Raw genomic sequence first — 24,610 nt, forward strand, 5'->3', positions numbered from 1 at the left:
TATCAGTTGCCGGTCACATAGCCCACTCGAACGCGATCAGGCCGCAAACGATATCCACTCCACGGGATATTCTCGATCAGGTTTTTACCATCCTCGGAAGAAAGCCCTGCTGAAGTAAACTTGGTCCCAAGGAGACTGCGGGTCCTGCTAACGCTTTGGCGAACTGCAGCATCGTCCTGAAGGCCTGCGCCGACCGCCAGTTTACCGGCATCGAGGGTTGGGAAATCAAGCAGATCAAGGCCCTGCCCTGCACCATGGAGGAATGCGGTGGCCAGCGTATTCAAAAGATTGAACCCTGCCCCTTTGATCTGGATTGCGTCATTGATCCGAAGAACCTTTCGCTTCGTGTCAATGACAATGTCGAAGACCGGTTCCAGCTCGTTTTGCGGTTCCGGCGAAACGGGCATAGATGTGAATAACTGCTCGCGCTGGGCTGCGCCGTAAAGATCAGGCAGACTATTTGCGGGAGCCGGTTCCATGCGCGTCGATGACATCTCGTCGCGCATAACAGTAGCCACAGACGACCCGTGCCGCTTCAAGAGATCAACAATGCGCCTGAGCGCAGTGTCGGGCGGCTCTCCTAGACTTTCCACAGCGTTCAGAATTGCTGGAAACCGGGCAACCAGTTCATCTTCGTTTATGGCCTCATAGGCAAACGCGCTGCGAACATATGACAACGCCACTTCTTTGTCTTGGACACGTTCTCTTGGGCTCGCCATCAGATCGAGACGATAGGCCTCTTCTGGATCATGCCCCGCAAGACCCGCCGCAAGCATGGCAAAACGGCGATCAACACACTGCGAACAGCGACCGCAATGGGCATATTGCTTTGTCTGATTGTGAACATCGGCACAGCTACGCGTAAATGCGATCTGATCCGCCATACCAAGACGTGCGATGGTCTGCACAACTTCTGTTTTTGTCCGCCAGAAGAAAGGGTTATCGACGCGTAAGTTCTGATCAAAAATCATGCTGAACAGCGCCTCAAAACGCTGCAGCGTTTGCGGATGCGTGGTACGTGTCGCCCGCGTCCCAAGAACATTTCCGACCGGTGGCAGATTAAGGCTGACCACTCCATTCTCATAGAATGACACCCGCTTTTGTCCGAAAGCAATTGCAGTCGCCATACCCAACGCGGCAAATAGGAACGAGCGGGCGCGATGCGTGCCTTCCGCGTTTGTCCCACGCTTCAACTGCACCCGCATCGGAAAATGCATGAGCATTTGTGGTCCCAACTTTTGAGCCATGTGCTTTTGTAGATCACGTTGGATCGGCGCTATTTTGGTTGCAGAAAAGTGGCTGATTAACGCAACCTTATGTTTGCGTTCTATAATCTCCTCAAGCGCACCCGCATAGGAATCTAAACCACCCGAGAACATCAAGACGGAATCAGGTTCCCAAGCACTCTCCTTGCCAAAATCAAAGTACCGTTCAGGCGTAGCTGCTTCAGTCTCCGATTGGACGAAGTCAAACACAAAGCGATCACCAGACAGGAACATTAAAGTCTCTTCAAAAGCCGTTTTGAGCTTTGGCTCCGACCAAAGAGCCAAGTTGCGTACAGGGAGCGACACGTGAAAGCGACGATGCCACTTCGCGCCCATCTGCTGATCCATCAGGCCACCACGGCTAACGCTGGAATCAATGGCATAAACGAAGGCCGCGACTTCGATCAGATCGAGAGCAACATCCGGCAGTCCCGCAACAAGGCTCTTGCGAATGTGCCCAATGCGTAGCGAGACAGCCTTTAACTTACCATCAATCTCAAATCGCAACTGCGCATCGCCCCGCCCGTCGGCTTCGGGCGGCAGGCAAGTGACGATATGCTCAGGCGGTTGCACGACGCCGTCCAAGCTCTGATCTCATCTTCTTAAACGCGTAGCGTGTGAAGTCATTGATTTTGTCTTGGCTTAGGTTTTGGTCCTTCCAAACCGTTTTGCCATACCAGCCACCTGCAAAGCTCTCGACAATTTTAGAGGCCTCAAAGGTGTGTTGACGAAGCGCAGATTCGAATGCGACGCGGTCCCCGTCATTTCCAAACCGCTTATCCGGACCAATATGATCAGCCAGTTCGCGACTCAGATAATAATCGAGCGATCTGTAGGCCAGCCGTGCGAAAAAATCACGGGCCAGTGTCGAGAACTCCTGTCCTCCAGCGAATGACGCCAAGGCTTTTCGGACTTCTTGGGGTGTTGGCTCAAAAAGTGTCGGAAGCTTGTCTCGTAGTTGAACCGAAAGGCTTTCTATGAGTGCGGAGCGCGCCAGCTCACCCGCATCAGAAGAATGGCCTTGCTTAAAAGCTTGCTGGTTGATGGCCTCATTCAGTCCCGACAACAAACCGGTCACAGAATTTACCGCCTCGGACGGCAGGCCCAATTCGGCCATTTCCGCCTCGAAGCCCGGCGCACGCGCCAAAAGTGGCAACCGGACAAGAAGTTGAGTTACAAACTGGAAAAAGGGATCATCTGAAGCGCGCTTTAAGTCTGACTCAGACGCGTGAGCCGCAGACTCAGCAATGCGCGCGATATCGGCATCCGAGTCGAGCAAGCCAATGACATCACGCCATTTCTTTGACCTTTGCAATGTACCGAGCCTAATATGGCCCATCCTGTACTCCCTAAATCAGAACAGCGTGAATTAGGAGGCTACAAAATGCAAAGAAAATCTGCGCAGAAATGCTTACCCTGCGCTTACCCAGCCAGCAATCTAGGTATCGAAAATCTGTATAAGCTATTGATATTAATGGTGCCCCCACACGGACTCGAACCGCGGACCTACTGATTACAAATCAGTTGCTCTACCAGCTGAGCTATAGGGGCACTTGGGGCGCTTTAAGGGGTCTGGCGCGGGCTGGCAAGAGGGAGATTGACCGAATTGTGCGCCGATGGGCGGTTCCACTGACGACAAATCGCGCATATGGTCTATAAAGCAGTGAAACCAACGTATTACGGGCATAAAAACAATGCAGATTGTCTACCATATCGGCGCGAATTGTACAGATCAGGACCGCCTGCTCAAATCTGCCCTAAAAAATGCAGAAACCTTCGCGGCACTGGGTGTCAAAGTCCCCGGCCCCGGCAAGTATCGCAGCCTAATTCGTGAAACTATTCAATCTCTTGACGGGAAACCACCTGCGGCTGACACACGTGAAATCCTGCTCGACGCGATTCTAGATGATGACCACTGCAACCGTCTCGTGATGAGCCATTCACAGTTCATGTGCGTCCATCGACGGGTGTTTGAGCACAGCATTTTCTACGAACTAGCGGAACAAAAACTGCGCGGCCTTGAAAACCTGTTTCCTGATGATGAGATCGAAATCTTCCTCGGCATACGCGACCCGGCGACATTTATTCCGGAAATTTTCGGCGATTCTCCGGTGGACAGCTTTACAGATTTCATGCGCGGGATTGATCCGCTTGAATTGCGCTGGTCCGATCTTGTTGCGCGCATTCGCACCTTTCTGCCGCGCGCCAGCCTGACGGTTTGGTGCAATGAGGACACGCCACTGATCTGGGCGCAGCTCATTCGTGAACTTGCAGGCGTCGATTCACTTACAAAAATCACTGGCGGCTTTGATCTGCTCAGCGCAATCATGAGCGCTGAGGGCATGCATGCCTTCGTCACCTATCTCAAGGCAAACCCACCCCAAACCGAACAGCAAAAGTGGCGAATTATAGCAGCGTTTCTGGAAAAATACGCGCTTGAAGAAGAAGTCGAGGATGAGATCGACATTCCCGGCTGGACCCAAGAGACCCTCTCCCAGCTGACCGCGAACTACGACGAAGACATCTACCGGATTGAACATATGGAAAGGTGAATTTTATTGGCCCCTAGTTTGCAAAAATCACGTCCTTTCATGCAATGCGACGTCTTCAGCACGACGCCCATGGGCGGCAACGGGTTGGCGGTGGTACTTGACGGCGCGGGGCTTACCGCTGAGGCGATGCAGCGCTTTGCCCGCTGGACCAATTTGGCCGAAACCTCGTTCGTCTTTGCGCCCAGCGATCCAGCCGCCGACTATGACATTCGCATTTTCACAGTGTCGCGCGAATTGCCCTTTGCGGGGCATCCGACATTGGGCACCGCCGCCTGCTGGCTTGCGGCGGGCAACACGCCAAAACAAGCGGGCGTCATCCGACAAAATTGCGGCGTTGGGCTGGTCCACATTGACCTGACAGGCGACACACCCGTCTTCGTCGCACCGCCAACGTCCATTGCGGACATGGCGGCCCCGATGCTGGCGGCAATCACCGCTGGCCTACACCTTGATCCGACGCGCATCTTACGCCACGCGGTGCTCGACAACGGACCCGTCTGGCATGCGATTGAAATGCAAAGTGCCGACGATCTTCTGTCGCTGGACGCGGGCGCGATCACGCCCGTCAGCGGCCTCGCGGTGGGGCTGATAGCGCCGCGCAGCAATGGCGATGCGGACTTTGAAGTTCGGATGTTTTCGATGTGGGCAGGTCTGAACGAAGACCCGGTCACCGGATCCTTAAACTCTGCGTTGGCCCATTGGATGCAGGCGCAGGGGCGCGTTCAACGCCCCTATAGTGTGGCCCAAGGAACCTGTATCGGGCGTCATGGACGGGTCCATGTCATCCCGTCACCAGATGATGCGGACAACGGGCCAATCCGCATCGGCGGGCACACGAATATCTTGATCAAGGGCCATGTAACCCTCTGATCAAGATCACATGCCAAGCGCTTCTTTGTACATGTCCATCACCGCTTCTTCTTCGGCAATATCGTCGCTGTCGCGTTTACGCAGGGCAATAATCTTGCGCATGACGGACGTGTCATAGCCACGACCTTTGGCCTCAGACATGACTTCTTTTTGCTGCTCGGCGAGGTCTTTTTTCTCGGCGTCCAGACGTTCGATGCGTTCGATAAACTGGCGCAATTCGTCTGCGGTCACGCGGTAGCTGGTGTCGGTAGATGTTTCAGACATATCGGGCCTCATGTCGCTGGATTTGGCTCTCTCCATACCCGCCCTGCCGCCGCACGGCAAGCGGTTGCGTGCACTCTGTGGGCGCGATACTTCATGCGCGTTCGCAGGCCCGACAGCAGGGCCAAAAGCGGGCCCAAAATATGGAGACGCACGTGGACCTTTTGATCCCCATCGGCGCGGTGATTTCGGTCATCGGAATTATCGGCATCGCCCTAAGCATCGTGCAGGTGCGTCGCGCCAAACGCATGGCCGCCAACGACGACGAACTACGCGCCAAAATTCAGGCGGTCTTGCCGCTAAACCTCGGGGCCTTTCTGGTGTCTGTTATCGGTCTGATGTGCGTCGTAATTGGCGTGATCCTAACCTAGCGAATCAAAGCCGCGCGCGTCTTTGATTGCATGATCCAGAAGATCGGGCGCAGCCCAGATGGCGCTGTCCTCACCCCAGACCCTAAGGTCTTTGCGCACGCCGATCAGCCCGGCACTTTGCATCGCGCGCATCGGACCACCTGCACGGCGTGGAAAGCTCATGCCATAAACCGCCAGCGCGTCAATATCTGACGGGCGTTGCACGGCCTTTTCCGCAACACAGGCACACCCTTCAACCAGCAATGCCGCGACCAGGCGGCGTGCGATTGTGTCGTTTTGGGTCTTGGCACCCTTGCCACCGAACGGCCCCATGCGAAACCCGTAAGCGACCATGGCACCATCGACATCATCCGCGCTCACGCCACTTTCGACCAGATAATCTGCGGCTGCGCGCATGGCATTGTGCAGGCGTTGCACGGTAGATTTTCCCATCGGGTTCACAGGTCTGAACGCGGTGCCATCTCGTTCAATCAAGGCGTTATCAATCTTGCATTCTGCCATGAAAACATGGCGCAAAGCGATCGATTGTGGATGGGCAAGGCAGCGCTCGAACGCATCCGCCTCAAACGCCAATCCTGCATCAAACGGTAACAAACCCGAGGCCTCAACACAGACCAAAACGCGTCTGGGCGCATGCAATGGGTTGTCCGCAAGGGCCGCGCGCCACTTGGCAATCGCTGCGCTGTACCCGCGCCCGTCCATCAGATGACTGCGGTTATCGCGGGTCCGGCGCGGCCCGTTGCCGTGTTCGATCAAGTTCAGTGCAAAAGCAATTGCGCCTGATGCCAGATCGCCCTGCACAATACCGTCCACAAGTTGTGAACGATACGCAACCGAGGCTTCAACCGCGACTGTCTAAATCATCATTTGCAAAGCCCGCGGTGCCCCGATCAGACGTGGCAACCGTTGCGTGCCACCGCCGCCAGGTACCAGCCCCATTATTACTTCAGGCAAGCCGATCTTTGCGTCCGGTGACGCCAAACGGTAATGCGCCGCCAACAACAATTCAGCCCCCCCCACCAAGCGCCAAACCATAAAAAGGCTGCAACGACGGGTTTGGTGCATGATTCAATTCGGTCGCACAATTGTGCCAATGACGGCTGTTTTGCCGGCTTGCCAAATTCGCGAATATCCACGCCAGCTGAAAACATCCGCCCCGACGCGATCAACACCACCGCTTTGATGTCTGGATTTGCGTCAATACGGATGAACGCTTCCCACAGACCAGCGCGCAAAGGGGCTGACAATGTGTTCACCGGTTCGGCGTCAAGCGTGACAACGCCAACCCCCTCCAACACCCGAAATCGTACCAACCGCGGAGTTATTGTCAAATCTGGTGTTTGAGTATTGTTGGTCATGCGGTGATCTGGTCGGGGTTTGTGGTTTCGATTCCGTCTTTGAACGTGACGCCTGTGATGACTTTTGCGAGGTAGTCAAAGCCGCGTAGCTTCCTCCAATTTTGCTCAGCACATTGCCCCAGTTTGAACATCATGTGCAGCATGCCATCGCGTGACAGGCAGCCCTTTGAACGCTTGGTACGATGCCGGATCGTCGCGAAGGCCGATTCAATTGGATTGCTAGTGCGGATGCTTTGCCAATGCTGCGCCGGGAAGTCGAAGAATGCCATGAGTTCCTCACGATCTTTTTGCAGGCATAGTGTGGCCTTGGGATATTTGGGTTCGTAGGTTTTGATGAACAGATCGAACGCCTTTTCTGCATCGACTTTGGTCTCGGCCTGCCAGATGTCGTGCAGCGCGGCCTTGGCTTTTGGCTGAGACAGCTTGGGTAAACAATTGAGCACGTTCATCGTTTTGTGTTGCCAACAGCGTTGATGGCGGGTCTCAGGATAGACTTCGTCCATGGCCGCCCAAAACCCCATGGCACCGTCCCCGATGGCCAGTTTGGGCGCATTCATGCCTCGGCTTTTGAGGTTAAGCAGAACCTCGCGCCAGCTCTGCGTGGACTCGCGCACCCCATCCTCAATTGCCAGAAATCGCTTCTTGCCACGGGCAGTTACCCCAATAATAACAAGGGCACAGAGCTTGTCATCCTCGCCCCGAAGGCCGCTGTGAACGCCGTCGGCCCAGATATAGACGATGGGCTCGTCATCTAACTCAGCGCCTTTCCAAGCCTCGTATTCATTGGCCCAATCGCGTTTTAAACGCGAAACCGTATTAGCCGACAAGCCAACGGCATCTGGGCCCAGAAGAACCTTGAGGGCGGGAGCCATCTCGCCGCTGGAGATCCCTTTGAGGTAAAGCCATGGCAAGGCCGCTTCCAGCGTCTTCGTGCGGCGCACATAGGGCGGCACCAGGGCAGACCGGAATGTCACCGGTGTGCCGTCCTTGGACCGAACCTTTGGAATGCGCACGCTCACAGGGCCAATGCCCGTTTGAAACGGGCGGGCCGGATGATGTCCATTACGCACGACTGCCGCGTGACCGGCATCGGTGCGTAAGCCGGTAAATTGCGCCAAATAACTGACAAGCTCAGCCTCAACTGCTGTCGCGATCAATTGTTGTGCTCCCGTTTTCAGCAACTCCGTCAACGCGTCCGTCATCTCGTCTCGACGCGCATAATCAACAATGTTAGTAGTTCCCATGGTGGTGTATCTCCTTTGGTTGGGCTGCTGTCTTCCAACAACAATTCAACCAGATACGCCGCCAACCTTCAAACCACTCAAACACCAGATTCAGTCATAGCTCCCAACCGCGCCATGTGATCCCTTTGAGCATCTGTGCACGTCCAGCGAGACAGATCATAGTTAACAGAATGGCGGTCCGAACCCGAAAGGGGAAGCCCCAAAGCATTTTTCCCCAAATGTCACAGCAGGCAGCGTCAAACGCTAGACGCCTAGCGCCGCGCGGCCTAGGATGTGCCATGGATATTCGCCAGATCACCCCCACCTACGCCGTCTCGCCGCAGATCGACCCTGAGGATTTGGCAGCGCTCGCGCAAGCCGGATTCACCACCATTATCAACAACCGCCCGTGCAGCGAAATTCCACCGTCACATCAGGTGGACGCAATGCAGATCGCAGCCGACGCGGCTGGGCTGACATTTGTCGTGCTCCCAGCGACCCATGCGACCCTGACGCCTAATCTCGCAGCCCAACAAAAACAGGCCTGCGCGAAATCGGATGGCCCCGTGTTGGCCTATTGTGCGTCCGGCACCCGCTGCACAATTATTTGGGCGATGATGCAAGTGGGAGTCATGAGCGCCGACGACATCGTCCAAACAGCCGCGGATCACGGTTATGATCTTCGTGCGATGCGGGACCAGCTGGACGCGCTTAAAAACGGTTGATCCCAACCACGACTACCCCTCAACCAAATCAGATGCTGTGATGTTTGGGTCTGTAATTTCAGGCACCACGTCCGCCACCACATGACCCTTCGAAGGTGTTGGCGTCGCGAGGTTGGTCGGATCATCTTGCAATTCAACGCGGCTATGCTGAACCCTTACGGCCCGTTTGCCCGCCACTTGCCCCAACCGCGCTGTTGTGATGATGATCCCACCCGGTCCGGTCAACGTTACCGACCCGACGGTGGTGCCGGCCAAATTCAGCACTTGACCAACCTCAAATCCCTCAAGCTTGTGGATCGGCATCGTCATGCGTGTCAGGATCGCGTCCAATTCCGCGGGCGCCTCTTGAACGGCGTCGCGCAGCGCCACGGACCAACCGGATGTGTCTTTGACAGGCGCAGTTACCACCGACACCTTGGGGCGCATGGCGATCAGCATCTCACCCTGCGTCTCGCCGCCGCCCATCTGAATTGTAATGCGACATATGCGGTAGTTTCCCTGTACCATAACCAGTCCCGCGGTGCGCAAATCATCAATTGGACCAATATCATAGGCCGCGGGCTCTAAATCTGCCGCACCAAAGCCAACCTCTGCTAGTTCTGCCAAAACTTGGCTGGCGAACGGCAGTGTCATCACGGCATCAACCCGTGTGACGCGGCGTTGGTCATCGCTTGGGGGCAGCAAACTTCCCATCGTTTGCATTTCAACCAAGGCGGATCTCAACGGCTGATCCAATAAAAACAGCCCCGTCAATCCTGCCAATGATCCATCGCGCAACCCCAACACGACCCACCCTTCCGGCCCGCCTTCAATCAGGCTTTCTGCGTCCATATCTTCTTCAGAAATACCCAAGACCGAAACCGATAGTCCTGCGGCCTTGTCTGCCGCACGCCCCAGCGCGCGCCGCATTTGGCGCATCGGCGTGGCAGGTTGTGCGCCTTGCGCCACTGGGGGCGCCTGCGTCAGTCCCAGCTTTTGGGCGAGGATTGGGTTGATCGCCGCCATCAAGAATATCCCGCACTACAGTTCATCGCCTGTGTGTAGCGCACGCGAGGTTACCAACCCACTAACGACACGGTTTCAAGCGGCTATTGTGCGGCCAACGCTTGCGCCTCGGGCAACGTCACGCGAAACGCAGCCCCACCCTGCCCCGGCAGATACGTCACATCGCCCCCAAGTGCGCCCATAATTTGGCGACAAATTGCAAGGCCAAGCCCCGCACCACCTGCCTTGCCCTCATCTTCCAGCCGCGAAAATTTCTCGAATATCATCGATTGGCTTTCGCTCGGGATGCCCGCGCCGTTGTCACAAAAATCCACAACTGTTTGGCCCGTTAATTGACGCACGATGATGAGCAATTGCGGGGACTCGTCGGCGCAGTATTTGGCCGCATTGCTGATCAAATTAATGAACACTTGCGCCAATCGGTCCAGATCGGTCCGCACACTCACAGCCTCATTGCCCGCCTTGCGCACAATCGCCAGTTTACCGTTGTCCGCGCCCGATGCGATCACCGCGCGGTCCAACACATCCGCGAGCATGCCCTGTCCGACGTTCAACTGCACATGCCCGCTTTCCAGCACGCCAAGATCCAGCAAATCGTCCAACAATCGCGTCAATCGGTTGCTTTCTTCGTGGATGATGCCCGCGAACCGTTTGCGCGCACCATCTTCCACGTCATCGTTGCGCAAAATATCGGAAAACGACCGGATCGACGTCATCGGCGTGCGCAATTCGTGGCTGATCTGGCTAAGAAACGCGTCCTTCTGGATGCTCAGCGCGGTCAACTTTTCGTTGGCTTCGCGCAACGCGCGTGCGGTGCGGTTGGCCTCGGCACTTTTGGCCTCAAGGCGGTTGGAATATTCCATGATCTGCGCGGTTTCATCCGCCACCGCGATCAGATCATCCACCGACACCATCGTGCCTTCGGTCAGCTGACCGATCATCGCATGCGCCGTGGCCGCCCCGACAGAGCCCGCCAATTCGCGTTCGAGCCGCCCAATAAAGTCAGGCGTCACGTCAGGCTGAAACCCCGCCTTTCCTTGCGATTGCGCTTCCCTTGCAAAGATCGCCAGCGCCTCTGCACCACCAAGTATGCGTTGGGACATCACCAACAAGTCCTCAGCTTGGGCAGCCGTTTTCGACCAAGTGCGCGCACCGCTGGAATAATCGAAAACATTAACGAATTGCGCCCCTTGCAGACGTTCCAGCGGGTTTGGAAAGGTCAGGATCGACACGATTATGAACGCCGACGTGTTCAGGAACATCGACCAGAACAGCGCATGCACGAATGGATCAATCCCCACGATCCCGAACAATGCCTCAGGGCGCAGCCAGCCGATGCCGAGCGGCCCGCCGACGAACACAGCTTGTGATATCACCGCATCAATACCGAAACTGGGCAGGAAATTTGTCCACACCCAGACGCTAAATCCGACAATCAGACCCGCACCCGCGCCCCAGCGATTTGCGCCGCGCCAAAACACACCGCCAATCATCGCAGGCAGGACCTGCACAACGCCGATGAAGGACACCAATCCGATGGCGGCCAGCGCCGTGCCACCGCCTGACAGGCGGAAATAGACATAGCCCAGCGCCATAATGACGCCGATCGACACCCGCCGTGACATCACCACGACGCGGCGCACATCCCCCGATACCACCGCACCGGGGGTGCGCGCATTCAACCAGCTGGGCACGACGATGTGGTTGCTCACCATTGTCGCCAATGCCAGCGCCGCCACAATCACCATGGACGTGGCTGACGAAAAGCCGCCCAAAAACGCAAGGATCGCAAGGCCCTGTCGCCCTTCGCTAATGGGCACCGTCACCACAAACAAATCAGGGTTCGCGCCTGCAGGCATCAGATCAAGGCCAACCACCGCGATGGGCACAACAAACAGGCTCATCAACATCAGGTAAGTCGGGAACGCCCAGCTTGCGGTGCTGAGACTGCGTTCATCGGAATTTTCCACCACCAAGACCTGAAACATCCGCGGCAGACAGATAAACGCCGCACCGGACACGAAAATCAGACCGATCCAGCGGCTCGGGCTCGGGGCCCACTGGCTTTGCGCCGATGCGTCGATCAAATCCAGCGTCGCACCAACGCCGCCCGCAACGCCCCAAACCACAAAGATACCAACAGCAAGCAACGCGCACAGCTTCACCACAGCCTCCACCGCAATGGCGAGCACAATACCGTGGTGGCGTTCATGTGCATCCAAGTTGCGCGTGCCAAACAACACCGTAAACACGGCCAGCCCAACGGCCACCCACATGGCCGCACGGTTCAGATCACGCGGAATCCAAACCTCACCACTGCTGGCAGCAAACACCGCGATGGATTGGGTCACCGATTGAAGTTGCAGCGCGATATAGGGTGTCGTGCCAGCGATCGCCAAGACCGTGACCATCACCCCCAGCACGGGTGATTTGCCGTAACGCGATGAAACAAGGTCCGCGATTGATGTCAGACGTTGCGTGCGCCCGATGCGCACCAGTTTGCGCACCAGCCACCACCACCCGATCATCACCAAGGTCGGCCCGAGATAGATCGTCAGAAATTCGAGGCCGGATCGCGCCGCATAGCCCACCGCGCCATAAAACGTCCAAGCGGTGCAATAAATACTCAACGACAAGGTGTAGATCGCCGAACTGCGCATCCATGCGGCTTTGCCCTGCGCCGCACGTCGTTCAGCGGCAAAGGCGATCAAAAAAAGGAACACGACATAGGCAAGTGAGACGAGGATCAGCAGGTTGAATGAAATCATTCCCCGCCCCAACCGCTTCGCTCTCCATCGCCGTCCAGCGCCTCAGAAAACCGCAAGACCCGCGACAACAAAAAGGCCAGCGCCACAAGCAGGACCCATAGGCCGAACACATAGATGATGCCGCTGCTGGTCAGGCTTTGATCGGGGGTTTCGCGCGGCCACATCAGCGGCAACATCATCAAAACGGCCGCAAAAATAGGCAACCAACGGGCCGCATCTCGAAACCGGCGTTGGCGGTAACTGCTCCGATCAAGAAATTCCGTTCGGATCGGTGTTTTCATGACTGCATTACCTCAGCATCACGGCGTTGCCAGCGCGCGCACGCTTTCTAACACTTCGGCGTTGGAAAATGGTTTGGTCATGAACCGCGTGGCTCCCAAACTGGCCGCCATTTCGCGATCCTTGGCTTGGCCGCGCGCCGTCAGCATCATCACTGGCACATCTTTGGTCTCAGCCTGCGCACGCAAATCGCGCAGAATGTCGTAGCCGGATCTTCCGGGCAGCATGACATCAAGAATAATCAGGTCCGGCACACCCTGCATGACCTTTGCCATCGCCGTTTCCCCGTTTGAATGCGTATGCACAGTCCAGCCATCCTTGGTCAGGATATAGCTGATCGCCTCTATGATATTGGGTTCGTCTTCGATCAAAAGGACGCGGTGGCCCATGTTTCACACCCTCCCAAATGTGCCTGCCACCAGCTACGCCAGCGATAGATGATGACTATTGCGACAACGGCGGGCGGAGTCAAAGGCCGAAATTCCTGCGTTACAGCAAACTCGGGTGGCGACGGCTGGCGCAATTTACGACATCGCAAACCCGACACCCCGGTCCGACGACGTCCGCAACTTGGTCCGTGCGCGCGGCGCGCACCAGCATTGTCGCGTTAATTCGCGGTTCTTCGTCAAAAGCGACCCCCCCCACGGGGCCCGCGATTGCGAAACATTCAAACGGCGTGCGCGCGACCCCAGGAAGCCGCACAACGCGCCGGATCGCGCGGCCCGGTTGGGTCAACGCCTGATACAGCGGCCACAGCGGGCACGCGGCGCCAGATCGCGGCAGTCGGAAATCAAGCACAGGTTTCTGAAACGTCACGACCCCAGCGCCGTCGCACACCGCCAACCCCATCAGCGGGTGATCTGCATCGGTTCCGCTCGTTGCGGGCGGCAAATGTGCCAAGCGCCGCAACACCATGTCCAACGGCACGCCGAACCGCGCCGCAAGCCTTGCGGGATCATAAGCCACAGCGCGGACCGCTTGACCGAACGCATCAAGGGGCAAACGGTCAGCGTCGCCTGCTGCGCGCTTTGCCCAGTCTTGCAGAATAGTGCGGGTAATCGTCTCTTTGACATTGCCGAACTGTATCTCCTCACCCGCTTCAATGGCTGCAAAATAAAAACCCGATTGCGCAAGCACGGCCTCCGCCTGTTCCATCGCAGAGTCCGTATGCGCACCACCTGCTTCCATCTCCATATCCAAAAAACCTAGCAAAGCTTGGCTGCTTTGCGCCAAACGTGCGGAATCTGTGTCGATGTTGGTGTGAAACCGCGACCGCCAATCGGGGTCCAGATCCGGCGTCTCTACCAGAATGCTAGCGGTCGAGCGGATCGCGGTGGCCGTTGAAATGACCTCGTGCAGTGAATTTGCGATCTGGCTGTCATGAGCCAGACGGTTGCTCAGCGCCCCTGCGCGGTCTTCTAACTGGGTGATCCTGCGCCGCTGCGCTGCAATCAACGCGGCCCAACCGGGGAATCGCGCCACAAGATCTTCGGCCCGCAGGTCTTCAACGCTAGCATGCGGAAATGCGGCGGCTGCTTCTTTCAGGGGGCCCAAAATAGTGTCGCCCACTTCATCACCAAGCAACGCGGCGTCCATATCCAGCACCCGCGCCAGATCGTGCAACAGCTTGCCGCCGATTCTGCGGCGGTTGTGTTCAATCAGGTTAAGATAGGATCCCGAAATACCAAGTGCTTTGGCGACATTCGTTTGCCGCAACCCCAGATCAATCCGCCGATTACGCGCCCGTGTTCCCGTCAAAACCTGATCCGACATCCCAATTCCCTTAACAATACCGCCATTTTCTGCGCCGCTTAGATAATATCTTTACAAAATTCCGCATCGACATGTAGAAGTCTTTACAGAAATTATATTATTCCACAAATCCTTATTGAGTAATTTTCAGAATGCCCCTTCTATTGTAATTGCTACTGAAAGCATGTGTGGTTGGACGGGAGGTTCAGCTGCATCACTCTAGGGAGGATACTATATGTCCAAATCAAACTTCACACGTCGTGGCGTCATGAAGACCGGCGCCGCTGCCGGTGCTGCACTGACACTACCCACATATCTGCGCGCTGATGCCCACGCTGGTTTCACCAACGCACCTGGCGATAGCGAGGTCGTTTTTGGCTTCAACGTGCCACAGACTGGCCCATATGCGGATGAGGGTGCGGACGAACTTCGCGCCTACGAACTCGCAGTTGAGCACCTGAACGGTGGCGGCGACGGCGGCATGTTGCAGACATTCACGTCCAACGCACTTGACGGAACCGGCATATTGGGCCGCGAAGTTAAGTTCGTAACGGGTGACACACAGACCAAATCAGACGCGGCACGTGCATCTGCACGGTCCATGATCGAAAAAGACGGCGCAATCATGATCACTGGCGGTTCTTCGTCTGGTGTGGCGGTTGCTGTTCAAGCGCTGTGCCAAGAAGCTGGCGTCATATTCATGGCGGGACTGACCCACTCGAACGATACAACCGGTAAGGACCGCAAGGCCAACGGTTTCCGTCACTTCTTTAACTCCTACATGACAGGTGCTGCTTTGGCTCCGGTTCTGGCGGCGCAGTACGGCACCGACCGTAAGGCCTACCACCTGACCGCAGACTACAACTGGGGCTACACCACCGAGGAAGCCATCCGCGCCTCCACGGAAGCCATGGGTTGGGAAACAATCAACTCCGTCAAAACACCACTAACACAGACGGACTTCTCATCCTATATCGCACCGGTTCTGAACTCCGGCGCCGACGTTCTGGTTCTGAACCACTACGGCGGAAACATGATCAACTCGCTGACCAACGCGGTTCAGTTCGGTCTGCGCGATGCGCAAGCCAACGGCGTGAACTTCGAAATCGTTGTTCCGCTGTATTCAGAGCTGATGGCACGTGGTGCGGGCGCAAACATCGCCGGTATCCTTGGGTCACAGAACTGGGACTGGAAACTCGAAGATCAGCTTGGTGATAAGTACTCCGGCACAAACGCATTTGTGCGTTCATTCGGCACCAAGTTCGGCTTCCCACCATCACAGGCAGCGCACACATGCTACGTGCAGACACTGCTTTATGCAGATGCTGTGCAGCGTGCTGGCTCGTTTGCGCCTTGTGCAGTTGTCGAAGCCCTCGAAGGCTTTGAATTCAGCGGCATGGGCAATGGCGAAACACTGTACCGTGCAGACGATCACCAGTGCTTCAAAGACGTTCTTGTCGTGCGCGGCAAGGAAAACCCCGAGAACGAATTCGATCTCGTGGAAATCGTCGAAGTCACACCGGTTGAGCAGGTCACATATGCCCCGAACCACCCACAGATGGGCGGCGACGATGCCTCCCTCGGTACGTGTAACAACGGCGCGTAAGCGATCCTTGTAGGCTATCAGGCGCGCGATTTATTTCGCGCGCCCACCCCAAACGCCCCCCCACTGCCACCCAGACGATCCCCGCCCCAACAATACACCCTAAATATTCTCCTGAACCGAGGGCCACACCGCTATGGACCAGTTAATTGTTCAAATTCTCAATGGTCTCGACAAGGGCTCCGCATATGCGTTGATCGCCCTTGGTCTGACCATCATTTTCGGCACACTAGGTGTTGTGAACTTCGCGCATGGTGCGCTGTTCATGCTCGGCGCGTTCTGCGCTGTCATCACATCCAAGATATTGTCGGCTTCGCATAAAATCGTGGATGAAACCCGACTGGATTTCCTCGGCAATCCCCTCGAAGTCGACACGTTTTATGTGCAGGACTGGTTCGGCATGGCGACAGGTCAAACCATTATGGAATGGTCCGTCCCAATCGCTATTCTGTTTGCAGTGCCGATGATGATCTTGCTCGGTTTCGCAATGGAACGCGGGTTGATCAAACACTTCTACAAACGCCCCCACGCTGACCAAATCCTTGTGACGTTCGGCCTTGCGCTGGTTTTGCAGGAAATTATCAAGTATTTCTTTGGCGCAAACCCGATTCCGACGCCGATGCCACCCGCTTTTACCGGCAGCTTGGATTTCAGCGCCTTCCTCGGCTATGAAGCGCAGACGATCATGTATCCGTACTGGCGTCTGGTGTATTTCTTCTTCTCTACGGTCATTATCGCGGCTGTCTTTGCCTTCCTGCAATTCACCACTTTCGGGATGGTGGTGCGCGCTGGCATGGCCGACCGCGAAACCGTTGGCTTGCTCGGCATCGACATCGACAAACGCTTTACGTTCATGTTCGGACTGGCCGCCGCCGTCACAGGTATCGCGGGTGTGATGTACGCGCCGATTGTATCACCGAACTACTCAATGGGCCTCGACTTCTTGGTGCTAAGCTTTGTTGTGGTCGTCGTCGGTGGCATGGGCTCACTACCCGGTGCCGTCGCGGCCGGGTTCTTGCTTGGCATCCTCGAAAGCTTTGCGTCAATGCCCGCGGTGATCGACGTGCTGCCCGGCATCAACCAAATCATTATCTACCTTGTCGCAATCGTCATCTTGTTGACCCGTCCTCGTGGCCTGATGGGTCGCAAGGGCGTGATGGAGGAATAAGCCATGTTCGGACTTACCAAAAAAGACAGCACATTGATGCTGATCGTGTTCGGGCTGGTCATGTTGGCACCGTTCCTCCTCAACCCCTTCCCAGAAGGGTCTGCCATGGCGCAGTTCAACGCAGGCTATCCTGACTTGATGCAGCGCTTCGTGATATTCGGGATCTTTGCAGTCGGGTTCAACCTGCTGTTTGGCCTGACCGGATACCTCAGTTTTGGTCATGCTGCGTTTCTGGGCATCGGATCCTATGCTGCGATCTGGTCGATGAAGCTGGTGACGCTAAACGTTATCCCCGGCATTCTTGTGGCGATTGTGGTCGCGGGTGCCTTTGCGCTGGTGGTGGGATTTGTGTCGCTGCGCCGATCTGGAATCTACTTTTCGATCCTGACGCTGGCCTTCGCGCAGATGATGTTTGCAATGGCCTATTCGGTTCTGACCCCGATTACTGGTGGCGAAACCGGCCTGCAGATCAAGAACACCGACACGCCGCTGTTTGGCGGACCGGAAACAGGTATTGGACGCGCCAACCTGTTTGGTGCCGAAATGGGCAATTCTTACGAACTGACCCTCGGAAACCACTTGTTCACTTTCAACCTTGGATACTACATCGCTGGCTTCTTCCTGCTGCTGGCATTCTACCTGTCGATCCGCATCTTCCGCTCCCCGTTCGGCATCATGCTGCGGGCAGTAAAATCCAACCAACAGCGGATGAACTACACAGGCCTCACGCCCAAACGTTACACCCTGTCGGCCTTCGTGATTTCGGGCATGTACGCCGGACTTGCCGGTGGACTGATGGTGGCGATGGATACCCAAGTCGGACCGGAGCGCATGTTCTGGACCGCCTCGGGCGAGGTTGTGATCATGACAATCCTTGGCGGCGCAGGCACCTTGTTAGGGCCAGTGCTCGGCGCGGGTATGATTAAATATATGGAAAACATCATCTCCAAGATCAACAAAGACATCTTGCACGAATGGTTCGCCTTTTTGCCCGATGGCCTTGAAGATGTGATCGTGTCAATGGTCTATCCGTTCATCGGCAAAGGCTGGCACCTGACCATGGGCATCTTGTTCATGTTGGTTGTGATCTTCCTGCCCGGTGGTCTGGTTGAAGGCGGTCAACGCATCGCCAAACTGTTCCGCCGCAATAAAACCGCTGACACGCAGGACGCCACGTCCCGCACGCCCGCAGAATAAGGAGCCGAAACAATGGCACTACTTTCAGTCAAAGGCGTCAACAAACGGTTCGGCGGCCTACAAGCGCTTGGCGATGTGAACCTCGATGTTAAGGAAAACACCTGTCACGCAATCATCGGTCCAAACGGCGCGGGCAAGTCTACCCTGCTCAACGTGCTGGTCGGCAAACTGATCCCTGACAGCGGGTCGGTCGTGTTTGACGGCCAATCCGTGCTGGGGCGCAAGCCGCACCAGATCAACCAGATGGGTATTTCGCGGGTGTTTCAAACGCCTGAAATATTTGCCGATCTGAACGTGATGGAAAACATGCTGATCCCGTGTTTTGCCAAACGCGACGGGGCCTTCCGGATGCACGCCTTTGAGTCCGTGCGCCACGAAAAATCCATGATCGAAAAAGCCGAAGCCATGCTGGATGAGGTGAACATGCTCGACAAACGCGAAATGCTGGCGTCATCGATGTCACGCGGCGACAAACGTCGCCTCGAAATGGCGATGTGTTTGGTGCAAGAACCACGTCTTTTGCTGCTGGATGAACCAACGGCTGGCATGGCCCGTGCAGACACCGAAAACACCATCGAGTTGCTCAAGATGATCCGCAAAGAACGCGGTATCACCATGGCCATTATCGAACACGACATGAACGTGGTCTTTTCACTGGCAGATCGCATTACCGTGCTGGCCCAAGGCACGCCGCTGGTCGAAGACACGCCCGACAATATAAAAGGCCATCCAAAAGTGCGCGAAGCCTACCTTGGCGAAGCGCAGGTCGAAGGAGTCGACTGATGGCCTTGGACATCCGCGCAGTAAAGGAAATCTAATATGACACACGTTGAACACCTCGAAGCTGACGGCCCCTACTCCAAAAATCGCAACATGGCCGCCACGGCGCCCAAGTACCTGTCGATCTGGAACATGGAAGCCTATTACGGCGAAAGCTACATCGTCCAAGGCATCAGCTTTGATATTCATGAGGGCGAAATCCTCGCACTTTTGGGTCGCAACGGCGCGGGCAAAACCTCCACCCTGCGCGCCATTGCCCGTATGGATGATCCGCAGTTGAACAGTGGTGAAATCTGGCTTGACCATAAACCATTGCACGAAATGAAATCGTGGCAGGCTTCACAGGCGGGCATTCAGCTTGTACCAGAAGATCGCAGCATCATTCCTGGCCTGACCGTCGAAGAAAACTTGAAACTTGCCCAAATTGCCCCCCCCATTGGCTGGTCACTGGACCGCGTGTACGATTTGTTCCCGCGCCTGAAGGAACGGCGCAAACAAGACGGCATCACCCTGTCAGGCGGTGAACAACAGATGTTGTCGATCGCGCGTGCGCTGTGTCGTGACATCAAGGTGTTGTTGCTGGATGAACCCTATGAAGGCCTCGCGCCGGTGATCGTACAGGAAATTGCCAAAACGCTGGAACTGATCCGCGATCAGGGCATCACAACCGTTATCGTGGAACAAAACGCAGTCGCCGCGTTGAAACTGGCCGACCGCGCCGTGATCCTCGACATCGGTAAGGTGGTCTTTGACGGCTCTGCGAAAGAAGTGTTGGAAGACGAAGACCTGCGCTCCAAATACCTCGCGATCTGACTTCCGTTGCGGGACCAGACCGGTCCCGCAACGACACCTGTATGCACACCGGGTGTGTACAGGTTGTGTACAGCCTGTGTACGTTGTGTGACTCGCCTAAATTGGCCCTAATTCAAACAAGGGATGCCCCCATGTCCGCCAAATCCAAGACCTACCCGCCCACGGCCGCCGCCGCCAAACGCGCCCATGTTGACGCCGCTGGTTATGACAAAATGTATGCCCATTCCATTGCAGATCCCGACGAGTTTTGGGGTGAGCATGGCAAGCGCATCGATTGGATTAAGCCCTTCACAACAGTGAAAAATACGTCGTTTGCACCGGGCAAAGTCGACATCAAATGGTTTGAAGACGGCACCCTGAACGTGTCCGCCAACTGCGTGGATCGTCACGTCGAAACCCGCGGCGATCAAGTGGCGATCATCTGGGAACCCGACGATCCGAACACGACGGACTCGCTGCATATTACCTACAGCGAACTGCAGGTCCATGTCTGCAAAGTGGCCAATGTTCTCAAGACCTTAGGCGTCACTAAAGGCGACCGCGTCGTCATCTATATGCCGATGATCCCAGAAGCCGCCTATGCGATGCTGGCCTGCACACGCATCGGCGCTGTGCACTCCATTGTGTTCGCAGGCTTCTCACCCGATGCCCTCGGCGCGCGCATCAATGGTTGTGACGCCAAAGTCGTCATCACCGCCGATCACGCACCCCGTGGTGGCAAGGCGACGCCATTGAAATCAAACGCGGAAACGGCGCTACTGCACTGCAAAGACAGCGTCAAATGCCTTGTTGTGAAACGCACAGGCGCCCAAACCACGTGGACCGACCGCGATTACAGCTACAACGACATGGTGCTGGACGCCGATGACTACCAGCAACCCGTTGAAATGGCGGCAGAAGACCCGCTGTTCATCCTCTATACATCCGGCTCCACGGGCCAGCCCAAAGGCGTCGTACACACCACTGGCGGCTACCTCGTTTACGCCGCGATGACCCACGAATACACATTCGATTATCACGAAGGCGATGTGTTCTGGTGCACGGCGGATGTCGGCTGGGTCACGGGCCACAGCTATATCGTCTATGGCCCGCTGGCCAACGGCGCCACGACGATCATGTTTGAGGGCGTGCCGACCTACCCGGACGCTGGTCGCTTCTGGGAGGTTTGCGCCAAGCATAAAGTCAATCAATTCTATACCGCCCCCACAGCTATTCGCGCGCTCATGGCGCACGGAAATGACTGGGTCGAAAAGCACGACCTTTCCGATCTCAAATTGCTCGGCTCGGTTGGTGAACCAATCAATCCCGAAGCGTGGAACTGGTACTATGACGTTGTTGGCAAGTGCAATTGTCCAATCGTTGACACGTTCTGGCAGACCGAAACGGGCGGCCACATGCTGACCCCCCTGCCCGGTGCGACAACCCTGAAACCTGGGGCCGCGCAGGTGCCGTTCTTCGGTGTGCAGCCCGTAGTGCTGGACCCGCAATCGGGCGATGAAGTCCACGGCAATGACGTGAGTGGCGTGCTGTGCATCAAAGACAGCTGGCCCGGTCAGATGCGCACCATCTGGGGCGATCATGAGCGGTTTGAAAAGACATATTTTGGTGATTACGCGGGCTATTATTTCTCCGGCGACGGCTGCAAACGCGACGCAGACGGCGATTATTGGGTCACGGGGCGCGTTGACGACGTGATCAACGTCTCCGGCCACCGCCTGGGCACCGCGGAAGTCGAATCCGCGCTCGTGGCACATGTCGCCGTGGCCGAAGCCGCCGTGGTCGGCTACCCGCACAGCATCAAAGGCCAAGGCATCTATGCCTACGTGACGTTGATGAACGGCATTGAGCCGACGGACGAGTTGCGCAAAGAGCTTGAAAAATGGGTCCGCACAGAAATCGGACCCATCGCCAAGCCTGACCTGTTGCAGTGGGCCCCCGGCCTGCCAAAGACCCGTTCTGGTAAAATTATGCGCCGCATTTTGCGCAAGATCGCCGAGAATGATTTTGGCGCATTGGGGGATACGTCCACCCTTGCGGATCCGTCCGTCGTGGACGAATTGGTTGAAAACCGAATGAATCGGGACTGATCGGACCTATTCCCCCCCTACCCCCCAAAATGCCGCATTGATCCGTCAGTGCGGCATTTTTTGCGACCAAAGAAGAAAAATAGATCGCGATAAACAATTTATTAAGGGCTGTGCGGCATAAGCAAGATCGGTGGGGTCTCCTTTTTAACAACAGGAGCCTGAAATGGACATTCATAGCGCAATCGGTGTCGGCTATCTCGCCTTACAGCCTGCTGTGCAATCTGCGCCTCCGCCTGTGGTGTCGGACGGCCGAGCACCGGCTGACTCTTCCGCAATAGCCAAGGACCCAACGCCTGAGATACCAATGCCGGTTCCGGCAAGTCCCTCACAAACGGGGCTCATCAGCAAAGCCGCGCTTGCAGATAGCGACTCCGCATCAAAACTCGAAACATCCGGTGTGTCCGGCGTCCAGCGCACATTAAAGCCCTATGGCATCAATATGTTGCCTGAAAAACTTGACGCTCCCAAGCAAGAGGCGCCATCTAAAAACTAGGCATTATAACCCAACGTCATTTTTCCCCGTTCGGCCCGCTTTCCACCCTCGCAACCTTGGTGTAGGACATTGGCAGTGTTTGCGATAAACTAAGATGAAACGCGCCAAAAGACAGGCAACACGCCGAGGGAACAATGACCAAAACGACGCCGCAAGATTCCGCCCGCGATTCCGATGTCAGCTTCATTAAAGCGCTGGCTGAACTGCTTCGCGAAAATGATTTGACAGAATTGCAGGTAAAACGCGATTACGGCGAGAACGACAGCCTTAATGTGCGCGTTAGCCGCAATCCCCCCGCACAAGTGGTAACGCAAATGGCCCAAGCGGCCCCTGCACAAACGATGGCAGCGCCCGCCCCCGCCGCGTCCATTGCACCCGAGGCCAGCGCGGATCCCGCGAGTTTGCCCGGTGCGGTCACATCGCCAATGGTCGGAACGGTCTACATGTCCCCCGAACCCGATGTCGCCGCTTTCGTGAAAGTCGGCGACAAGGTCAGCGAAGGCGACACCTTGCTGATCATCGAGGCAATGAAAACCATGAACCACATCCCTGCGCCAAAATCCGGCACGGTTAAGCGGCTTTTGGTCGAAGATGGTGCACCTGTTGAATTCGGCGCCCCTCTGATGATCGTCGAGTAAGGCTCAAAGGTTAGGGACTGAAATGTTTAATAAAATCCTCATCGCGAACCGTGGGGAAATCGCCCTTCGCGTGATCCGCGCCTGTCGCGAAATGGGCATCGGCTCAGTCGCTGTTCACTCCACCGCTGATGCTGACGCCATGCACGTGCGCATGGCCGACGAAAGCGTGTGCATCGGCCCCGCGCCATCACCGCTTAGTTATTTGAACTTTCCAGCGATCATTTCTGCATGCGAAATCACCGGCGCGCAGGCGATCCATCCGGGCTACGGGTTCTTGTCCGAAAATGCACAATTCGTGCAGGTCGTCGAAGACCACGGATTGACGTTTATCGGCCCCACAGCGCAACACATCCGCACGATGGGCGACAAAATCACCGCCAAGGACACTATGAAAGCGCTCGGCGTGCCCTGCGTCCCGGGCTCCCCAGGCGGCGTCGACACAGTTGAAGATGCGTTAAAAATTGGTGACGAATTTGGCTATCCAGTCATCATCAAAGCCACCGCTGGCGGCGGCGGTAAAGGCATGAAGGTTGCAAATTCGGCTACCGAAATGAAATCAGCATTCCAGACAGCACGTGCCGAAGGTAAATCCAATTTCGGCAACCCAGAAGTTTATATCGAGAAATATCTAACCACACCGCGCCACATCGAAATTCAGGTGTTCGGCGATGGCAAAGGCAAGGCGGTGCATCTGGGCGAACGCGATTGTTCACTGCAACGCCGCCACCAAAAAGTATTTGAGGAGGCCCCCGGCCCATCGATCACGCCAGAAGAACGTGCGAAGATCGGGAAAGTTTGCGCCGACGCCTGTGCCAACATCAATTACATCGGCGCGGGAACGATTGAATTTCTTTATGAAAACGGCGAGTTCTACTTCATTGAGATGAACACCCGCCTTCAAGTCGAACATCCCGTCACCGAAGCGATCTTCGATCAAGACCTTGTGCGCGAACAAATTCGTGTGGCGGCTGGACTGCCGTTGTCATTCACCCAAGACGATCTGAAAATTCGTGGCCACGCCATTGAAGTTCGAATAAACGCCGAAAAATTGCCGAACTTCTCACCTTGTCCCGGTCGGATTACGCAATTTCACGCGCCAGGCGGCCTTGGCGTCCGGATGGATTCCGCGCTTTATGATGGCTATTCAATCCCGCCCTACTACGACAGTTTGATCGGAAAACTCATCGTCCATGGTCGCGACCGTCCAGAAGCATTGGCACGTCTTGCGCGTGCATTGGGCGAATTGATCGTTGATGGCGTCGACACGACTATTCCACTGTTCCACGCGCTCCTGAAAGAAGACGCCGTATTGACGGGCGACTATAACATCCATTGGTTGGAACACTGGCTCGAAACCAACCTCACCTAGGGATTGGCCGCAGCACGCAGGTGCCCCGCTGCA

25 protein-coding genes and 1 tRNA gene are annotated in these 24,610 nt (G+C 56.2%); 13 read left to right on the forward strand and 13 right to left on the reverse strand.

Annotated features, from left to right (window positions below):
* Positions 1–2: 2 nt before the first annotated feature.
* From OA238_RS13685 to OA238_RS13695, 3 genes are all read right to left on the reverse strand, one after another.
* Positions 3–1,850, reverse strand: a complete 1,848-nt coding sequence (locus tag OA238_RS13685; RefSeq protein WP_015495612.1) for a 7-cyano-7-deazaguanine synthase — start codon at positions 1,848–1,850, stop codon at positions 3–5.
* The gene (locus OA238_RS13690; RefSeq protein WP_015495613.1) at positions 1,825–2,604 is read right to left on the reverse strand and encodes a hypothetical protein; all 780 of its coding nucleotides are present in this window, start codon (positions 2,602–2,604) and stop codon (positions 1,825–1,827) included. The genes OA238_RS13685 and OA238_RS13690 overlap by 26 nt, the downstream gene beginning before the upstream one ends.
* A 136-nt stretch (positions 2,605–2,740) precedes the next feature.
* Positions 2,741–2,816: transfer RNA gene (locus OA238_RS13695), tRNA-Thr, on the reverse strand.
* 143 nt (positions 2,817–2,959) lie between these two features.
* On the opposite strand from OA238_RS13695, the gene OA238_RS13700 reads away from it, so the two are divergent.
* Positions 2,960–3,817 (forward strand): hypothetical protein, encoded by an 858-nt coding sequence (locus OA238_RS13700; RefSeq protein WP_015495614.1) that lies wholly within the window; start codon positions 2,960–2,962, stop codon positions 3,815–3,817.
* Between the two features lie 39 nt (positions 3,818–3,856).
* Entirely contained in the window at positions 3,857–4,687 is an 831-nt protein-coding gene (locus OA238_RS13705; RefSeq protein ID WP_044036848.1) for a PhzF family phenazine biosynthesis protein, read from the forward strand.
* A 6-nt stretch (positions 4,688–4,693) separates the two neighbouring features.
* Here OA238_RS13705 and OA238_RS13710 read toward each other — a convergent pair whose 3' ends face one another.
* On the reverse strand, positions 4,694–4,951 hold the full coding sequence (locus tag OA238_RS13710) for a DUF2312 domain-containing protein (RefSeq protein WP_085982806.1): 258 nt from the start codon (positions 4,949–4,951) through the stop codon (positions 4,694–4,696).
* Positions 4,952–5,103: 152 nt separating this feature from the next.
* On the opposite strand from OA238_RS13710, the gene OA238_RS13715 reads away from it, so the two are divergent.
* The gene (locus tag OA238_RS13715; RefSeq protein WP_187293047.1) at positions 5,104–5,319 is read left to right on the forward strand and encodes a hypothetical protein; all 216 of its coding nucleotides are present in this window, start codon (positions 5,104–5,106) and stop codon (positions 5,317–5,319) included.
* Here OA238_RS13715 and OA238_RS29040 read toward each other — a convergent pair.
* The 4 genes from OA238_RS29040 to OA238_RS13725 are packed head-to-tail and all read right to left on the reverse strand — an operon-like array spanning position 5,311 to position 7,921.
* On the reverse strand, positions 5,311–6,120 hold the full coding sequence (locus OA238_RS29040) for a hypothetical protein (protein ID WP_144055906.1): 810 nt from the start codon (positions 6,118–6,120) through the stop codon (positions 5,311–5,313). The two genes, OA238_RS13715 and OA238_RS29040, sit on opposite strands and share 9 nt — an antisense overlap.
* 54 nt (positions 6,121–6,174) lie before the next feature.
* The gene (locus OA238_RS35075) at positions 6,175–6,339 is read right to left on the reverse strand and encodes an enoyl-CoA hydratase-related protein (protein ID WP_420806461.1); all 165 of its coding nucleotides are present in this window, start codon (positions 6,337–6,339) and stop codon (positions 6,175–6,177) included.
* Entirely contained in the window at positions 6,261–6,677 is a 417-nt protein-coding gene (locus tag OA238_RS29045) for an enoyl-CoA hydratase/isomerase family protein (RefSeq protein ID WP_051076484.1), read from the reverse strand. The genes OA238_RS35075 and OA238_RS29045 overlap by 79 nt, the downstream gene beginning before the upstream one ends.
* Positions 6,674–7,921, reverse strand: coding sequence for an IS256-like element ISOan6 family transposase (locus OA238_RS13725; RefSeq protein ID WP_015495618.1), 1,248 nt, complete (start codon positions 7,919–7,921; stop codon positions 6,674–6,676). Before OA238_RS13725 ends, OA238_RS29045 begins: the two co-directional genes overlap by 4 nt.
* A 278-nt stretch (positions 7,922–8,199) precedes the next feature.
* Here OA238_RS13725 and OA238_RS13730 point away from each other — a divergent pair, with 278 nt between their 5' ends.
* Positions 8,200–8,625 carry a protein tyrosine phosphatase family protein gene (locus OA238_RS13730; protein WP_015495619.1) on the forward strand — a complete coding sequence of 142 codons (426 nt, stop codon included), beginning with the start codon at positions 8,200–8,202 and terminating at the stop codon, positions 8,623–8,625.
* Between the two features lie 12 nt (positions 8,626–8,637).
* Here OA238_RS13730 and OA238_RS13735 read toward each other — a convergent pair whose 3' ends face one another.
* The 5 genes from OA238_RS13735 to OA238_RS13755 form a co-directional block, all read right to left on the reverse strand.
* A complete protein-coding gene (locus OA238_RS13735; RefSeq protein WP_015495620.1) occupies positions 8,638–9,630 on the reverse strand; it encodes a FliM/FliN family flagellar motor switch protein in 993 nt (330 codons plus the stop codon).
* 83 nt (positions 9,631–9,713) lie between these two features.
* Entirely contained in the window at positions 9,714–12,398 is a 2,685-nt protein-coding gene (locus tag OA238_RS13740; RefSeq protein WP_015495621.1) for an ATP-binding protein, read from the reverse strand.
* Positions 12,395–12,679 carry a hypothetical protein gene (locus OA238_RS13745; RefSeq protein WP_044036850.1) on the reverse strand — a complete coding sequence of 95 codons (285 nt, stop codon included), beginning with the start codon at positions 12,677–12,679 and terminating at the stop codon, positions 12,395–12,397. The genes OA238_RS13740 and OA238_RS13745 overlap by 4 nt, the downstream gene beginning before the upstream one ends.
* Positions 12,680–12,697: 18 nt before the next feature.
* On the reverse strand, positions 12,698–13,066 hold the full coding sequence (locus tag OA238_RS13750) for a response regulator transcription factor (protein ID WP_015495622.1): 369 nt from the start codon (positions 13,064–13,066) through the stop codon (positions 12,698–12,700).
* Positions 13,067–13,166: 100 nt separating this feature from the next.
* Positions 13,167–14,450, reverse strand: a complete 1,284-nt coding sequence (locus tag OA238_RS13755; protein ID WP_015495623.1) for a helix-turn-helix transcriptional regulator — start codon at positions 14,448–14,450, stop codon at positions 13,167–13,169.
* A 214-nt stretch (positions 14,451–14,664) separates the two neighbouring features.
* Here OA238_RS13755 and OA238_RS13760 point away from each other — a divergent pair, with 214 nt between their 5' ends.
* From OA238_RS13760 to accC, 9 genes are all read left to right on the forward strand, one after another.
* Positions 14,665–16,035 (forward strand): substrate-binding protein, encoded by a 1,371-nt coding sequence (locus OA238_RS13760; protein WP_015495624.1) that lies wholly within the window; start codon positions 14,665–14,667, stop codon positions 16,033–16,035.
* Positions 16,036–16,168: 133 nt separating this feature from the next.
* Complete coding sequence (locus OA238_RS13765; protein ID WP_015495625.1) at positions 16,169–17,200, forward strand: branched-chain amino acid ABC transporter permease; 1,032 nt, start codon at positions 16,169–16,171, stop codon at positions 17,198–17,200.
* A 3-nt stretch (positions 17,201–17,203) separates the two neighbouring features.
* Positions 17,204–18,397 (forward strand): branched-chain amino acid ABC transporter permease, encoded by a 1,194-nt coding sequence (locus tag OA238_RS13770; RefSeq protein WP_015495626.1) that lies wholly within the window; start codon positions 17,204–17,206, stop codon positions 18,395–18,397.
* 12 nt (positions 18,398–18,409) lie between these two features.
* Positions 18,410–19,180: an ABC transporter ATP-binding protein gene (locus OA238_RS13775; protein WP_015495627.1), complete on the forward strand. Its 771-nt coding sequence runs from the start codon at positions 18,410–18,412 to the stop codon at positions 19,178–19,180.
* 36 nt (positions 19,181–19,216) lie between these two features.
* Positions 19,217–19,990 carry an ABC transporter ATP-binding protein gene (locus tag OA238_RS13780; RefSeq protein WP_015495628.1) on the forward strand — a complete coding sequence of 258 codons (774 nt, stop codon included), beginning with the start codon at positions 19,217–19,219 and terminating at the stop codon, positions 19,988–19,990.
* Between the two features lie 131 nt (positions 19,991–20,121).
* The gene (acs, locus tag OA238_RS13785; protein WP_015495629.1) at positions 20,122–22,077 is read left to right on the forward strand and encodes an acetate--CoA ligase; all 1,956 of its coding nucleotides are present in this window, start codon (positions 20,122–20,124) and stop codon (positions 22,075–22,077) included.
* A 163-nt stretch (positions 22,078–22,240) separates the two neighbouring features.
* A complete protein-coding gene (locus OA238_RS31830) occupies positions 22,241–22,570 on the forward strand; it encodes a hypothetical protein (RefSeq protein WP_144055907.1) in 330 nt (109 codons plus the stop codon).
* 134 nt (positions 22,571–22,704) lie between these two features.
* Complete coding sequence (gene accB / locus OA238_RS13795; protein ID WP_015495630.1) at positions 22,705–23,208, forward strand: acetyl-CoA carboxylase biotin carboxyl carrier protein; 504 nt, start codon at positions 22,705–22,707, stop codon at positions 23,206–23,208.
* 22 nt (positions 23,209–23,230) lie between these two features.
* Entirely contained in the window at positions 23,231–24,577 is a 1,347-nt protein-coding gene (accC, locus tag OA238_RS13800) for an acetyl-CoA carboxylase biotin carboxylase subunit (RefSeq protein ID WP_015495631.1), read from the forward strand.
* Positions 24,578–24,610 lie beyond the last annotated feature (33 nt).

The organism is Octadecabacter arcticus 238, from assembly GCF_000155735.2.
GTDB lineage: Bacteria > Pseudomonadota > Alphaproteobacteria > Rhodobacterales > Rhodobacteraceae > Octadecabacter > Octadecabacter arcticus.